This is a genomic window from Paraclostridium dentum (assembly GCF_012922555.1).
GTDB classification, from domain to species: domain Bacteria; phylum Bacillota; class Clostridia; order Peptostreptococcales; family Peptostreptococcaceae; genus Paraclostridium; species Paraclostridium dentum.
On record NZ_WIPK01000007.1, the window covers coordinates 1 to 14,130 of the forward strand.

The window sequence follows — 14,130 nt, forward strand, 5'->3', positions numbered from 1 at the left end:
GTGCGACAGGAGGGAACTTTAAATACGACACATAGGAACCTTAAGTGCGACAGGAGGGAACTTTAAATACGACACATGGGAACCTTAAATGTGACAGGATAGAATTTTAAATAATATACTTTAAAACTTTAAATGCGACAGGAGGGAACTCTAAGTACGACACATAGGAACTTTAAATGTGACAGGAGAAAAAGTTGATTAAATAATTGAAAATAGTCATGTTAGTATTTAATTTAGTTTAAATACGACATATGGGAAATATTAAAACGCATATTTTAAAAAATTGACGTAATTTATTTTTTGTATTAAATTATAATAGGAATGATATGAATTATTGGGTGGAGGATAATGATGAATATAAATGAAAAAAATATAGTTATGAAAAACAACATAATTATAAAAGCTAAGTATAACATCTCTACGCTAGAGAATAGAATATTTTTAATGCTTTTATATAAATTACAGAGAAACAATGATGATGTAATTAAATGTGAAATATCTCATGAAGAATTTAAAACTATAATAAAGAAAAAACAAACTAGCTCTGTTGACTCAATCTCTAATTTATTGGTTAACTTAAGAAAACAAAGTATTTACTTTAGAGATGAAGAGGGTTGGGGGGAATATGGATTTATAAATGGTTTTAAATATATAAAATCTAGAAAAACTTTTAAAATTGAAGCATCTAAAGAAATTCATAATTACATAAGAAACTATCTAGATACAGGGTATACACCTATAAACTTAGCTATATTTTTTGGATTAATAAACCCAAATGCTCAAAGGTTTTATGATTTATTAAGATTATGGAGTGGGACAAAATCAATTATAAATTATAAGGTGGACGAACTTAAAGAGCTTTTAATGATTGAAGGAAAGTATGATAGATACAATGACTTTAAAAGAAGAATTATAGTTCCAGCTATAAAAGAGCTTAACAATACAGGGTGCTTTGAAATAGATTTTAAAGAAAATAAAGTAGGTAGAAGAGTAGATTCTATTGATTTTATAGTTAAAGATTTGGATAAAAGAAAGTATTTTGCTAAAGATATGATCAATGATGATAATCAAGAGCAAATTTTATTAGATGAATGTTCTGCTGATGTTGAAGTTCTAGATATGAAAGATTTAAAAGATATAGAAAAGAATACTAATAAGGATGATTCAAAGGTCGTTGTAAGCAATACATATATCCCTGATGAAAGTTTATTTACAAAGGGAACTTTAAGAAGGGTTAAAATGGATTTTAAAGAGATTAACTTTAAAAATGAATATATGGAAAAGGCATTTGAGGATGCAGTTATGATAACTTTAGATAAAGATGATGTTGAAAAAATAAAAGCTGGATCTTATAAGTTTTTTAAAGGTACATTGGAAAATAAAATTACTGAATACAAGGTAGAAGAAGAAGGAGATATGATCCATCAGCAAGAAATGGATTTATTCTGGTAAAATGTAAAAACTAATAAATTTTAAATACGGCAGATGGGAACTTTTTAAATTTAATTTATAAGTTATATAGGTTTAAAAAGTTTTAAATAGTTAGAAGTAATAGATTATAAAATTTTACTTTAGTTATTATTAATTAAAACTTTAGTATTATGGAAACCGCATTGAGATTTAGTAATACAGCCAAAAAAATAAATAAATAAGTTAAATATAGAAAACAACATAAAAATAACTGTATAAAAACTAAGTTTTTATACAGTTATTTTTATGTTGTTTTCTAGCGGAATATCTTATATTAAAATGAACAATTTAATATAAGACTTCTGATATAATAAATTGTATAAATAAAAAACGGAGGAATGTAAAATGCATCTGCAAGATTAAGCCCCTATTAGTTAAAAATTATATAACTAGGGGGCAATTCAATGAAACGAAATTTAAAATTAATGTATTTAATAGCATTCCTACAGGGACTAGTATTTTATGGTCCTGTAAGTTTAATATATAGAACACAAAGAGGCTTATCGATAAGTGAATTTTTCTTTTTAGAATTTATATTACTATTTATAATAGTGCTGACAGAAATTCCATGGGGATATTTTGCAGATAAATATGGATATAAAAAGACACTAACAATATCCTATATAATATTCTTTTTAGCAAGATTTAGCTTATTATTTTGTAATACTTTTATGGGATTTTTATTTCAAACAATATTAACTGCTGTTGGAGTATCAGGTACCTCTGGATGTGATATAGCATTTCTATATAAATCATGCAATTCAGAAGAAAGTGAGAAGGTTTTTGGTAGATATAGAGCCTTTAATAGCCTAGCATTTTTTATTTCATCAATAACATCATTCTTTTTCATAAATATATCCATAGAATCAGCTATAGTTGCAACAGTTGTTGCATGTGGTTTAAGTATTATTACTATTTGTTTTACAAAAGATGTAGATATAGAGATTTCTAATAATAAAAATGAATCCATAATTAAATATAGTTTTAAAAATATAAAGAATGTAAAGCTAATGTTTATATTTGTTATATCTACAGCTATAATATCTGAAATATCCTATGGAATAAGTGTAAATTTAGGGCAATTACACTTTGAAAGTATAGGGGTGGATATAAGATTTCTGGGGTATATAACGGCACTTTCAGAACTTATAGCAATGTTATCTTTTAAAACCCATGTAATTAGCAAAAAATTTGGGCAAGTGAAAACTTTAAAAACAATGGTAAGTATGATGCTTTTATGTGTGTTAGTATTGGTATTTACCAAAAACATATTTATAAGTATTATTGCAGTATGCTCTTTAAGTGGATTAATATCAATGATTTCACCAATTGTATTAGATATTAAAAATAAATCTATAAGTAAGAATAGAGCTACTATTTTATCTGTTTACTCAATGATAGGCAGTTTATTCTCTGCTTTTATAAACATTGTTATAGGATTTTGTGCAGATATATATTTGAAATATGCATTTTTAGCGTGTTTTATAATAATGGCTATAGGAGTATTCGGAGTTAATTTATATATGAAGAAAGATAGAATCTATAAGAAAAACGTAGAGGATTTAGGATAGAGATAAAACTGAAAAGATGTAAGTAGGGAACTAGTAGAAATGAATTTTCTACTAGTTTTTTCTTTTTAATAAAAGATTAGATATCTATAATAAAGTTAAGTTTAATTTTTAGACATAAAATGCAAATTAAATTGATAGTAAAATTCAATTTGAAATACGACACATGGGAACCCTAAATACGACATGAGGGAACTTTTAAAAATTCTATGTAAGTAAAAAATTTAATATTAAATAAAGTTAAAAAAGCATTAAATGATATAATTAAGTATAGATATTATAAAGTGAATTCATATACAGGATTAAAAAAGAAGAACCTCTTAAAGTAAATACGTTTCTTCTTTTCCACGTAAAATATTTAATTTTATGCCTATTAAATATAGCAACTTTAAAGGTTTAATAGATGTATTTTTAGCTATTTAATAAAGGGGTACAGTATGAAAGAAATAGAATTTTTTAAACTTGGATTATATGAAGGTGAGATAGGAAGCGATGCTTTAGCTAGAAAAAAAGAGTTTGGACATATAATGACTCAAACAAGAAAAAGAGCTAAAGGAGATAGATGTTTACATTGCAATGAAAAGAAGTCTAGTTTCTGTAATTCACACTCAGTACCAGCATTTTGTTTGAGAAACATATCAACTAATGGATATTTATATTATTCAAATACATTAATAAATATACCGTTATTAGATGAGGAGAAAGGTGTTAAAAATGCAGGAACATTTCAAATAATATGTAAAGAGTGTGATAGTACAATTTTTCAAGAGTATGAAAATCCAGATAACTATGAAAATGAGGCAACGCCTAAAATGTTAGCACAGATAGCTATGAAAAACTTTCTAAGGCATATAGGAAATAGAACCAATGATCATGCATTATATGAAATAATAGGTGAAAAAAATCCTTTTGCATTAGATTTCATTCGAAATATGCACAGTATTCAGGATGTTGAAATAGATGAATACAAGCGAAATTATGATAAAGCAAAGAGATTAAGTAAATTAAATTGTAATGGAGAATACTATCAATTTTATCATCAGAAGTTAGACTATGTTGTCCCTCTGGCATTTCAAGGAAGTATAGCTCTTGTAACAGATTTGGATGGAGAAATTGTAAATGATATATATTTTAAAGAACGAAAATATAGCATACAAAACTTACATATCTGTATCTTTCCACTAAAGGATACGAGCATAGTTATGATGTTCATAGATTCAAGTGATGATAGGTATGAACATTTTTGTAGTAAATTCAATGAATTACCTAATGATGATAAGTTATCGTTAATCAATTATATAATTTTCTTATATTCGGAAGATGTATTTTTATCAAAGGAAATACCTGAAAATATATTAAAAGATAAAAAATTAGTTGAGGTTTCTCAGTTAAGTTCAATTGCATTTTTAAATTTCTCAAATTCAATTGACGATGTAAAAAAAATATATGATTTAAGTAAGTATAGAGAAATACCGAATTTATTAAGTGAAAGATATAAGTTAAGATAAAATAAATTATATTTGTAATACTTATGTTTAAACTAAGTTGTTAACTTGAATTGAGCATATTCTTAAGGGATAAATTAGTTAAATGTTAAAAATAACTATATAAAAACTAAGTTTTTATATAGTTATTTTATTGTTATAATAAAGTTAAAATATTAATTAAAAGCATTGACGTTGCTCTATTCCATTTGATTTAAAAACTTCATCTATTAAATTTATTTGTGAAGAACTAACTTTTATAAGCTGACTACGAAATGAATACTTGTATGATGAAGGTTTCTTTTTAAATTTCAATTCAATAGAATAAATAGCTTTATTTTTAGAATGTTCTTTAACCCATCTATATCCTAAAATTTTATTCCAAGGGATAAAAGATTCAAATGTAAGAATACCCTCAGGATATATAATATTATTTTGAGACTTAGGACTTGCAGTATAAAACACAACAATCATTATTATATCCATAGCTAAAATTGTTATTGTATTTAAATACTCAAATGGTATTCCGTTTTTAGGTAATAAATCAAAACTATTAAAATCAGGAATTAAATTTATTACAAATGAAAATATAAATAGCCATTTTATAGGTTTTAACATATTTTCATACCAAGTAGATGTTTTATATGATTGAATGTAAAAAACGGGATTACTTTTATTTAGTTTCTTACTTTTTGTATGAGTTTTAAGAAGTAGAACAACAATTGGAATATTAAAAATAAGAAAAACTAGATTCATAAAAATATCTGAAAACGTATAAAGATTATTTATATAACCATACATATTAACGGATGCAATTATAAGCATAAATGAAACGGTTAATGACGCTATAAATATTCTTTTATTATTAGAAATATTTTCTTTAAAATTATTGCTTAAAGAATAGGGATCTCCCATCTGCTTTAATGCTTTTGATGTTGCATCTTCGATATTCAGACCATCATGTGTATATTCATCAATATAACTATTAATATGATCCCTAAGTTCATCTTTTATATCTTGTGCACGTTCTTCAGTAGAAACAAATCTACAGACAGATTGCAAAAAATTATCTACATTGATTTTTTCTTCAGCCATGTTACCCTCCTAGTACAAAATCCATTGTTTTGCTAAATATTTTCCATTCATTTTCTCGTTTCTTTAATTCCTTAAGACCCTTAGTTGTAATCTTGTAGTATTTTCTACGTCTACCATTTTCTACATTCCAAAATGATTCTATAAATTTATTCTTTTCAAGGTCATGTAAAATAGGATATAGGGTACCCTCCTTAAATAGAAATACTCCTTGGGACTTATTTTCAATCTCTTTAATCATTCCATATCCATAAAGAGGCTCTTTTTTTAGAGCATTTAAGATTACTGTAACAGTACTGCCTTTTATAAGTTCTTTATTTATAACTAACACCTCGGATTCCTATGTATTATAAATAAAGGATACTACCATTTAATAGAAAAATCAAGGGGCATTTAAATTGGTATGTATGATTCTATTTAAATTCTTAATTGAAAACTATAAAAAATAACTACTATAGACTTAGTTAAGGGGTGTTGTTGCTTAAAAAATGTTATAATATAAAAAATTATAGTATTTATTCAGGAGGGGAAAATGGAGCTAAAAGAAATAATACATAGACAATATAATCAGAAATTGTATTACTGCAATGATGAAAAATTAGTACAAGAACAATTAAAATGCTTAGATTTACTATATGATTTTAATCAGACACGTCCATTAGAACAAGAAAAGAGAAGAGAACTATTAAAAGAAATGTTCGCTGAAATAGGTGAAGATTGCTATATAGAACCTCCACTTAGAGCAAATTGGGGTGGTAAAAATGTCCACTTTGGTAATGGGGTATATGCTAATTTCAATCTTACTTTAGTTGATGATGGAGACATATTTGTAGGGAACAATGTTATGTTTGCTCCTAATGTAGTTATCGCAAGTGCAACACATCCTATACATCCAGAGTTAAGAAGAAAACAAGCTCAATATAATTTACCTATACATATAGGAACTAATGTTTGGATTGGAGCAGGTGCAGTAGTGCTTCCAGGTGTAAAAATTGGAGATAATACAGTAATAGGTGCAGGTAGCGTAGTGACTAAGGATATTCCTTCAAATGTAGTGGCTATTGGTAATCCTTGCAGGGTTTTAAGAGAAATTAATGAAAATGATATGAAGTATTATTACAAAGATATGAAAATAGATATTGAGTAGTTTCTACAGGGGATTTATTAGTTAAGTATGTATTGGCTTAAATGTTGATGCATACTTTTTTATTGCATACTTAATAAAATAATAAATTAGATACCCTCGGAGTGATTGATAAATTACTATTATAGGAAGGCAATAAAAACTAACAAATAGCAATAAAGTTTAATAAATAGCAATAAAATGCATTTACAATTCAAAAAAAGTATAATATAATGTGCTTATAAACTAGATAAGAGAGGATTGATTTTAATGGAAGAAAAATTTTATACAATTGATCAAATTGCAGAAATATTAGGTATGCATCATAAAACTATAAGAAAATTTATAACAGAAGGCAAGCTTAGGGCAAACAAAGTTGGAAAGCAGTGGAGAATATCAGGTCATGATTTAAGCCTATTCATGGAAAATAACAATGTTAACGTTAGAAATAAAAACGAAGTAGAAAATGAAAAAATAGAATTTTCTACTGGTAGTGTAGGTGGCAACAACATAAGTAATCAGATAAACGTATCTACTGTTATAGATATAAATGAAATAGGCTCAGATGAATATAGAAGAATATCAAATATGCTTTTAGCGGCAATGAACAGCAAAGATTCCAAAATGAGTAATTCAACTATTAATATGAAACATTATCAGAATGAAAGAAATTTAAAAGTAATGTTGTGGGGAGATACTGAATTCACTAAAGAAATGTTGGATTATATATCTATACTTACGAAAAGCAATGATATTTAAATAAAAGATAGGTGACGAAATGAATTATAAAATAATAGAAAAATCAAATAAAAAATATATTGAAAGTAAACAGAAACTTACCAGTGAATCAGATGTTTTAGATATTATTGGAATTTGTATATCAAATGACATTAAATTACTAGTTCTCACAGAAGAAGTGTTTACTGAAAACTTTATAAATCTTAAGTTAGGGTTAGCAGGTATAGCTTTACAAAAATTTATGAATTATCATATAAAAGTTTCGGCTGTTATAGAAGATAAGAGCAAAATACAAGGAAGATTTAAAGAATTAATTATTGAGTTAAATAAAGCAAATGATTTTAGAGTATTTGACAATAGTATAGATGCTGAAAATTGGATATTAAATGATAAGGAGGTGTAATAATGAAAACAAGCGTTAGTAAAATAAACAATAGAAAAGGACAAGTGGCCTTCAGATCGGAAGAAGGAAAAAATGAAATTTTAAATTACTATGACTCATTAGTTAAAAAGTGTAATGATGAACATGAAGAACTTTATGTAGATACAAGTTATGGAAAAACATTTATTATGGCTAGAGGAGAAAAGAAATTACCACCACTTATATTGCTTCATGGTAGCGGAATGAACTCGGTTATGTGGATGAATGAAATGAAGGAGTATTCAAAAAATCACAGAGTATATGCGGTAGATATGCCTGGAGAACCAGGTAAAAGTAGCGAAAATCAGATATCACTGTATGGGGATGATTTTGCAAATTGGCTTAATGATGTTTTTGATGCACTATTAATAGATAAAGCAAGTATAGTTGGAATTTCATTGGGGGCATGGCTAGGGGCAAAGTTTTCGATCGAATATTTAGAAAAGGTAAATAAACTTGTTCTAATTTGTCCAGCAGGTATAGGGCCTCAGAAAAAGTCTTTTATTTTTAAATCTATATTTTACATGTTATTAGGAGAAAAAGGTATTGATAAACTGTATTATAAAATAAATGGGAATAAGCCGATACCGAAGGAAATGTTAATTTATCAAAAGCTAATTGCAAAACATTTTAACTTTAGAAAAGTAACTATTCCTATATTTTCAGATGATGAATTAAAAAAATTGACAATACCAGTTTCCTTATTTGTAGGAGGCAAAGATGTAATGTTACATTCTCAAAAAACAGCAAAGCGTTTGAAATCGTTATTAGCACATGCTGAAATAAACTTTTTTAATGAAGAAGGGCATTCTCTTGTTAATAAAGGAAATGAAATAAGAGATTTTTTATCCTAATAGTATTAGATAAAAATTAAATTTCAATTTTAAGATGTAAAGTACTAATCTTAATCAGATGAGTACTTTTTTATTTGTTTTTAATTATATAATACTTATTTAATAAAACAAAAGATTGACAATATATATGAGTTAATTTACACTAAAAGGTAACTAGTTACGCATTTGAGGTGATAATAAAATGGTGGAAAAAAAAGCATATATATTTGGAGCAATATTTTTTCTTTCTAACAGAATTCAAAATAAAGGAGACAAAGTTTTTAGTGAAATTACAACTAAGCAATGGTTTTTATTAATTTCAATAATAAGAAGTGGAGTGAAGAGTCCTACTCTTACAGAAGTTTCAAAAATAATTGGATATAGTAGACAAAATGTAAAAAAACTTTCTGTTAGTTTGGAAAAAGCTGGTCTTGTAGAGTTACAAAAAGACGTTAATGATAGCAGAGCTCTAAGAATATCGCTGACAGATAATTGCTATCAATATTTTATAAATAGACAAGAGAAAGAAGACGAATTTATAGAAAGGTTATATCATGGAATAACAGAAGATGAATTAGATAATATGTTGTTGGTTATGAAAAAGCTAGAAAAAAATATATTAAGTTTGGATTAGGGAGATAAATTAATATGAAAAAGGGGAGAAAAATAGTGATTGGAGTAATTTTTATTTTACTTGTAGTTATTATTATTTACTTAATGATTCCATATTCTCCGGTAAAAAAAGAATATAGCAGTATTGTCGGAGAACTTTCTGAGGCAAATAAAATGCCTAAGAGTATAATCACTGAGGACGATTTAAAAGTTCTTCCGGAAGTTATACAAAAGTATTTTATTAAAAATGGATACGTAGGAATTGAAAGTGCGAGTATAATTAAATTTGATTTTAAGGATGTAGAATTTTCTATGGGGGTTAATAAGCCTAATATAAAAATTGATTATACAGTATATGATTTTGTAAAAGAGCCTACGAGAGTAGCATTAATTGATTCAAAAATGTTTGGAATACCATTTCAAGGTATAGATATTTGCAAAGATGGAAAGGCAAAAATGAAAGGTACACTTGCAAAGAACATAACACTTTTTAATACTAAGTTTGATATTATTGACTCTTCATATTTATCAGAATGTATGATGCATCCAAGTCTTGCTCTTCAAGAAAATATTACGTATAAACAAATTGATGATTATAGTGTTGAGGCAACAATAAGAAAAAATGGAAGAAAAACTACAGGGATTTTTTACTTCAATGAAAACTATGAAATGACTCACTTTATAGATGAGAAGAGGCTATCTTCAGATACTAACACTTATGAAAAATGGTCTGCTGTTACAAGTGATTATAAGGTAGTTAATGGAGTAAATAGGCCGACTAAATTTCAAGCTGTTTGGAACTTTAGTGAAGGAGATTTAGTTTACTTTGACAGTAAAAATATGAAAATTAGATATGAGTAGTATAAGTATAAAATATAGATATTATGGGAATATAATCTAGAGCCGTATCACAATAATGTGATGCGGTTTTTCTTATTATAAGTATTATAATGTAATATGTGTAAGGTATATTAGAAAAAAATGGTAATTAATATAATGGAGAATTTGGAGGGCGACATGAAAAAAAGTATATTAATGATAACTCCTGAAAATAAGGAGATTAATAGATTTAGAAAAAGGCAGATAAATAACTTTATACAAATAACAATGCCGTATTTAGCAGGATTTATAGATGAAAGCAAATATGAAATTAAACTAATAGATGAGTATAATCAAAAGATACCTTTTGAAAAAGATTTTGATTTAGTTGTGATTACGGTTAATACTGCAAATGCACCTCATTGTTATAATATCTCAAAAAAGTTTAGAAATAAAGGGAGTAAGGTTGCTTTTGGAGGGCCTCATGCAACTTTATTACCATATGAGGCACAAGAACATTGTGATGTACTGATTATAGGGGAGGCCGAAGAAAGTTGGCCAGTATTTTTAGAAGAATTTTATAATGGAAACTATAAAAGGGAATATAAGTGTTTAAATACTCCATCGTTAGAAGGAATTCCAATACCAAGAAGAGACTTAATAAAAAGAAGGCGTTTTACCAAAGGTGCAGTTTTTGCAACAAGAGGATGTCCATATAGCTGCTCTTACTGTAATCTAAAACAAATATACAAAGATTCATTTAGAAAAAGGCCTGTAAATGAGGTAATAGACGATATTAAAAATATAAAAAGTAGGTTTTTCGTATTTTGGGATGATAATTTCTTTGGAGATATTGAATATGCAAAAGAATTATTAAAAGAACTTAGCAAGTTAAATAAAAAGTGGGCAGCACAGGTAACACTAGAAAGATGCAATAATGAGGAATTATTGAAGTTAGCTAAAAAAGCAGGATGTATTTACTTTTTTGTAGGATTAGAATCTTTTTCAAAAGAAACTTTAAATAGTGTAAATAAAGGATTGAACAATGTAGATAAATATAAAGATTTAATAGACTCTATTCATAAATATGGAATTTGCATACAAGCAGGAATTATATTTGGCTTTGATACTGATAAAACTGAAGTATTTAAAACAACTTTAGATATGTGTAATTTTTTAGGGATTGATGGTGTTACAGTTAGTATATTAACGCCACTTCCAAAGACTCCATTATATTATCAATTAAAAGAAGAGGATAGGTTATTAACTGAGGATTGGTCATATTACAATGGAAAGACAAAAGTAGCATTTAAACCTAAGAATATGAGCAAAGATGAATTGTTTGAAGGATATATGTGGTTTAGAAGAAACTTTTATTCTTTAAAATCAATAGCTATTAGATTAAGAAAATCAAAAGCTAATATTTTATACAACTTAATAGTTAACTTAGGATATAAGATTTCAATAAGAAAAACATCTTAATTAATAAAATTTGCGTAGGAGAACATAAATTATGAGCGAATTGAAAAAATACATAGTCAATAAATATGAAAACTTAAAACTATATAAGCCGTTTTGTAGACTCAATAAAAATGTGTTAGAATTAGATTTAAAAACTAAAATGGAAGAATCAATTTTTGAAGATAGTAAAGCCTTAGAAAGAGTATATATAAGAGCATTGCATATTTTTAAAGACCTATTTAATGATAATGATAATATATTATTTGTAATAAATAAGTATGATGAATATCAATGGGAGATTATACAAAATGAAGATGGTGAATATGAACGCAAAGATTTATACTGTGAACCTACATATACTCAATCAAATTTAAGAATAAATCCATATACACTCAATAAAATTGTATTAAAAAATCTAAACTGCATAGTTACAGATCTAGGAGAATCAAATGAAGTAGGAATTCAAAAAGTGCACAACTTTTATACTAGTTGTAAGGTTAAAGATATAAGATACAAGAAATTAATAAGGGAATTAATTGAGGAAGAAGTAGTGAATAGTTTAAAAGGAATGGCTGATTACTATATAGTACACAAGGAAAAAGGATACGTATACCATTTATGTAATGATGAGTGGGTGGACTTAGCATTTAAGAAGGATGATGATTTTGAGTTTTTTAAAGAGAAGTACAGTAAGTATATGTTTAAAATAGAAAATTAGTTTAGTTTGAATATTTAACTTTGAATCATATAATAATCAATGGTAAAAATAATATATAATTGATAAAGAAAATAAAAAAATACTAGTAAGCAATAAAATACAGATAGGGAGGACGCATGAAAAAAACATTGTATGAATATGAAGAAGTTATAAAAAAACTTCCTATAAAAGATAAATATGGAAAAGATGAATTATTGATAGATGATCTTCTTATAGAGAAAGAAGGGAATATAGAAATATATTATGCTCCACATAATGAATATTTAAACTCAAAAGCTAATGTATTTATTATTGGAATAACACCTGGGTTCCAGCAAATGAGTACGGCTATTTCAACTGCTAGAAAAGAGTTAGAACTAGGAACAGATATTGAAGAAATACAATATAAATGCAAAGTTGCTGGTAGGTTTAGTGGAGGACTTAGAAAAAATATAATTAGTATGTTAGATGATATAAGACTTAATGAGGCGCTAAAACTAAATAGCTGTTCATCCTTGTTTGAAGATAAGGATTATTTACTACATACTATATCACTTATACCTTACCCTGTATTTGTAAAAAAACAGAATTACTCAGGACATACACCTAAATTATTGAGAAGTGAGCTCCTAATGAAATATGTATATAATAATTTTATTAAAGAACTTAATAACATTGAAAATTTTAAAGATATATTGATAATACCTTTAGGAAGGGCAGTTGAAGAGGTATTGGATAAATTATTAGAAGAAGGAATTATTTGTGAAAAACAAATTCTTAAAGGATTTCCACATCCATCGGGAGCTAATGTAAATAGACTAGTTCAATTAGAAGAAAATAAGAGTAATTTAATAAGACAAATTAAAGAAAATACAGGTCTACAATTGTATAAAGAAAGGATCTATAGAGAATCTTAACATATTTTTAAGGTGTAGTTACGTTAAAAAAATACAACATTTATTGTATGACATGCCAAATAAATGTTGCCATATTAAACAATAAACTAATAGAATTTAGTTATGGAAATCGTTCCAAAAGAACTATTGAACCCATGGAGATCGTCTATAAGGGGAAAAGTTGGTATTTGTACGGATTTTGTAAATTTATACGATAAATAAAGGTCATAAGGGTGAATTAAATTTTAGGAGGGTTAATATGGATACAATAAAGGCTATAGAAGAACGAAGAAGTATAAGGAAGTTTCAAAATAAAATAGTACCAAAAGAAACAATAGAAAGATTGTTAGAATTAGCGACTAAAGCACCTTCAGGTAAAAATCGTCAACCATGGAGATTTGTCGTTCTTCAAAATAGTAAGAAAGATGAGTTAGTAGATATTATGAATAGTACATCAAATCTATATAAGAAGCAAAACAAGTCTATTGGAAGTTTAGATTTAAGTACCAATTCAATTAATGAAGCATCTGCAGTAGTTTTAGTATTTAATGCATTTTCTAACTTTGAAGGAGATTATAACCACAATAGATTACTTACTGATACTCAATCAATAGGTGCTGCTATACAAAACATGATTTTAGGTGCACAGAATTGTGGGCTAGGGACTCTTTGGATTTGTGATATTTTTTATTGTAGCAATGAAATATGTTCTTGGTTAAACCGTAAAGATGAACTTGTAGCAGCAGTAGCAATAGGGTATCCAAACCAATCACCATATTCAAGACCACGAAAGTTACTACAAGAAGTTACAGAATGGATGTATTAAGATTTATACAGCTATTTCGTATAAGATAAAATTATAGAAATTACACTCTGTAGATTAGTCTACAGACAATAGAATCGTACTAAGAGATTA

16 protein-coding genes are annotated in these 14,130 nt (G+C 26.8%); 14 read left to right on the forward strand and 2 right to left on the reverse strand.

The window, feature by feature from the left end; genetic code table 11:
* The first annotated feature begins 351 nt into the window (after nt 1-351).
* The 3 genes from GFJ41_RS11380 (at nt 352) to GFJ41_RS11390 (ending at nt 4,546) form a co-directional block, all read left to right on the forward strand.
* A complete protein-coding gene (locus GFJ41_RS11380) occupies nt 352-1,452 on the forward strand; it encodes a replication initiation protein (RefSeq protein ID WP_021428748.1) in 1,101 nt (366 codons plus the stop codon).
* Nucleotides 1,453-1,874: 422 nt separating this feature from the next.
* Entirely contained in the window at nt 1,875-3,041 is a 1,167-nt protein-coding gene (locus GFJ41_RS11385; protein WP_170075361.1) for an MFS transporter, read from the forward strand.
* Between the two features lie 434 nt (nt 3,042-3,475).
* Nucleotides 3,476-4,546: a hypothetical protein gene (locus GFJ41_RS11390; RefSeq protein WP_170075362.1), complete on the forward strand. Its 1,071-nt coding sequence runs from the start codon at nt 3,476-3,478 to the stop codon at nt 4,544-4,546.
* Between the two features lie 156 nt (nt 4,547-4,702).
* On the opposite strand, the gene GFJ41_RS11395 is transcribed toward GFJ41_RS11390, so the two are convergent.
* Nucleotides 4,703-5,617 carry a permease prefix domain 1-containing protein gene (locus GFJ41_RS11395; RefSeq protein ID WP_170075363.1) on the reverse strand — a complete coding sequence of 305 codons (915 nt, stop codon included), beginning with the start codon at nt 5,615-5,617 and terminating at the stop codon, nt 4,703-4,705.
* Between the two features lies 1 nt (nt 5,618).
* Nucleotides 5,619-5,945: a PadR family transcriptional regulator gene (locus GFJ41_RS11400; protein ID WP_332841144.1), complete on the reverse strand. Its 327-nt coding sequence runs from the start codon at nt 5,943-5,945 to the stop codon at nt 5,619-5,621.
* 201 nt (nt 5,946-6,146) lie between these two features.
* Between GFJ41_RS11400 and GFJ41_RS11405 the strand changes: the two genes are divergently transcribed.
* From GFJ41_RS11405 to GFJ41_RS11455, 11 genes are all read left to right on the forward strand, one after another.
* Entirely contained in the window at nt 6,147-6,761 is a 615-nt protein-coding gene (locus GFJ41_RS11405) for a sugar O-acetyltransferase (RefSeq protein WP_170075364.1), read from the forward strand.
* 246 nt (nt 6,762-7,007) lie between these two features.
* Nucleotides 7,008-7,496, forward strand: coding sequence for a helix-turn-helix domain-containing protein (locus GFJ41_RS11410; RefSeq protein WP_170075365.1), 489 nt, complete (start codon nt 7,008-7,010; stop codon nt 7,494-7,496).
* 19 nt (nt 7,497-7,515) lie between these two features.
* On the forward strand, nt 7,516-7,878 hold the full coding sequence (locus GFJ41_RS11415; protein WP_170075366.1) for a DUF4180 domain-containing protein: 363 nt from the start codon (nt 7,516-7,518) through the stop codon (nt 7,876-7,878).
* Between the two features lie 2 nt (nt 7,879-7,880).
* Nucleotides 7,881-8,750: an alpha/beta fold hydrolase gene (locus GFJ41_RS11420; protein WP_170075367.1), complete on the forward strand. Its 870-nt coding sequence runs from the start codon at nt 7,881-7,883 to the stop codon at nt 8,748-8,750.
* A gap of 181 nt (nt 8,751-8,931) precedes the next feature.
* Nucleotides 8,932-9,363: a MarR family winged helix-turn-helix transcriptional regulator gene (locus GFJ41_RS11425; RefSeq protein WP_170075368.1), complete on the forward strand. Its 432-nt coding sequence runs from the start codon at nt 8,932-8,934 to the stop codon at nt 9,361-9,363.
* A 14-nt stretch (nt 9,364-9,377) separates the two neighbouring features.
* Nucleotides 9,378-10,202: a DUF6544 family protein gene (locus GFJ41_RS11430; RefSeq protein WP_170075369.1), complete on the forward strand. Its 825-nt coding sequence runs from the start codon at nt 9,378-9,380 to the stop codon at nt 10,200-10,202.
* 156 nt (nt 10,203-10,358) lie between these two features.
* Nucleotides 10,359-11,642, forward strand: coding sequence for a B12-binding domain-containing radical SAM protein (locus GFJ41_RS11435; RefSeq protein ID WP_170075370.1), 1,284 nt, complete (start codon nt 10,359-10,361; stop codon nt 11,640-11,642).
* Nucleotides 11,643-11,673: 31 nt separating this feature from the next.
* Entirely contained in the window at nt 11,674-12,339 is a 666-nt protein-coding gene (locus GFJ41_RS11440) for a DUF3885 domain-containing protein (RefSeq protein WP_170075371.1), read from the forward strand.
* Nucleotides 12,340-12,455: 116 nt separating this feature from the next.
* Nucleotides 12,456-13,235 carry a hypothetical protein gene (locus GFJ41_RS11445; RefSeq protein ID WP_170075372.1) on the forward strand — a complete coding sequence of 260 codons (780 nt, stop codon included), beginning with the start codon at nt 12,456-12,458 and terminating at the stop codon, nt 13,233-13,235.
* 47 nt (nt 13,236-13,282) lie between these two features.
* Nucleotides 13,283-13,432, forward strand: a complete 150-nt coding sequence (locus GFJ41_RS19825; RefSeq protein ID WP_081949297.1) for a WYL domain-containing protein — start codon at nt 13,283-13,285, stop codon at nt 13,430-13,432.
* 41 nt (nt 13,433-13,473) lie between these two features.
* On the forward strand, nt 13,474-14,040 hold the full coding sequence (locus tag GFJ41_RS11455; RefSeq protein WP_035117976.1) for a nitroreductase family protein: 567 nt from the start codon (nt 13,474-13,476) through the stop codon (nt 14,038-14,040).
* The last annotated feature ends 90 nt before the right edge of the window (nt 14,041-14,130 follow it).

Excerpts from the sequence above, each read along its gene's own strand:
- GFJ41_RS11435 (WP_170075370.1), top strand. The coding sequence starts at position 10,359 with ATGAAAAAAAGTATATTAATGATAACTCCTGAAAATAAGGAGATTAAT.
- GFJ41_RS11390 (WP_170075362.1), top strand. The coding sequence starts at position 3,476 with ATGAAAGAAATAGAATTTTTTAAACTTGGATTATATGAAGGTGAGATA.
- GFJ41_RS11455 (WP_035117976.1), top strand. The coding sequence starts at position 13,474 with ATGGATACAATAAAGGCTATAGAAGAACGAAGAAGTATAAGGAAGTTT.
- GFJ41_RS11445 (WP_170075372.1), top strand. The coding sequence starts at position 12,456 with ATGAAAAAAACATTGTATGAATATGAAGAAGTTATAAAAAAACTTCCT.
- GFJ41_RS11415 (WP_170075366.1), top strand. The coding sequence starts at position 7,516 with ATGAATTATAAAATAATAGAAAAATCAAATAAAAAATATATTGAAAGT.
- GFJ41_RS11410 (WP_170075365.1), top strand. The coding sequence starts at position 7,008 with ATGGAAGAAAAATTTTATACAATTGATCAAATTGCAGAAATATTAGGT.
- GFJ41_RS11425 (WP_170075368.1), top strand. The coding sequence starts at position 8,932 with ATGGTGGAAAAAAAAGCATATATATTTGGAGCAATATTTTTTCTTTCT.
- GFJ41_RS11385 (WP_170075361.1), top strand. The coding sequence starts at position 1,875 with ATGAAACGAAATTTAAAATTAATGTATTTAATAGCATTCCTACAGGGA.
- GFJ41_RS11395 (WP_170075363.1), bottom strand. The coding sequence starts at position 5,617 with ATGGCTGAAGAAAAAATCAATGTAGATAATTTTTTGCAATCTGTCTGT.
- GFJ41_RS11380 (WP_021428748.1), top strand. The coding sequence starts at position 352 with ATGAATATAAATGAAAAAAATATAGTTATGAAAAACAACATAATTATA.
- GFJ41_RS11405 (WP_170075364.1), top strand. The coding sequence starts at position 6,147 with ATGGAGCTAAAAGAAATAATACATAGACAATATAATCAGAAATTGTAT.
- GFJ41_RS11440 (WP_170075371.1), top strand. The coding sequence starts at position 11,674 with ATGAGCGAATTGAAAAAATACATAGTCAATAAATATGAAAACTTAAAA.
- GFJ41_RS11420 (WP_170075367.1), top strand. The coding sequence starts at position 7,881 with ATGAAAACAAGCGTTAGTAAAATAAACAATAGAAAAGGACAAGTGGCC.
- GFJ41_RS11430 (WP_170075369.1), top strand. The coding sequence starts at position 9,378 with ATGAAAAAGGGGAGAAAAATAGTGATTGGAGTAATTTTTATTTTACTT.
- GFJ41_RS19825 (WP_081949297.1), top strand. The coding sequence starts at position 13,283 with ATGACATGCCAAATAAATGTTGCCATATTAAACAATAAACTAATAGAA.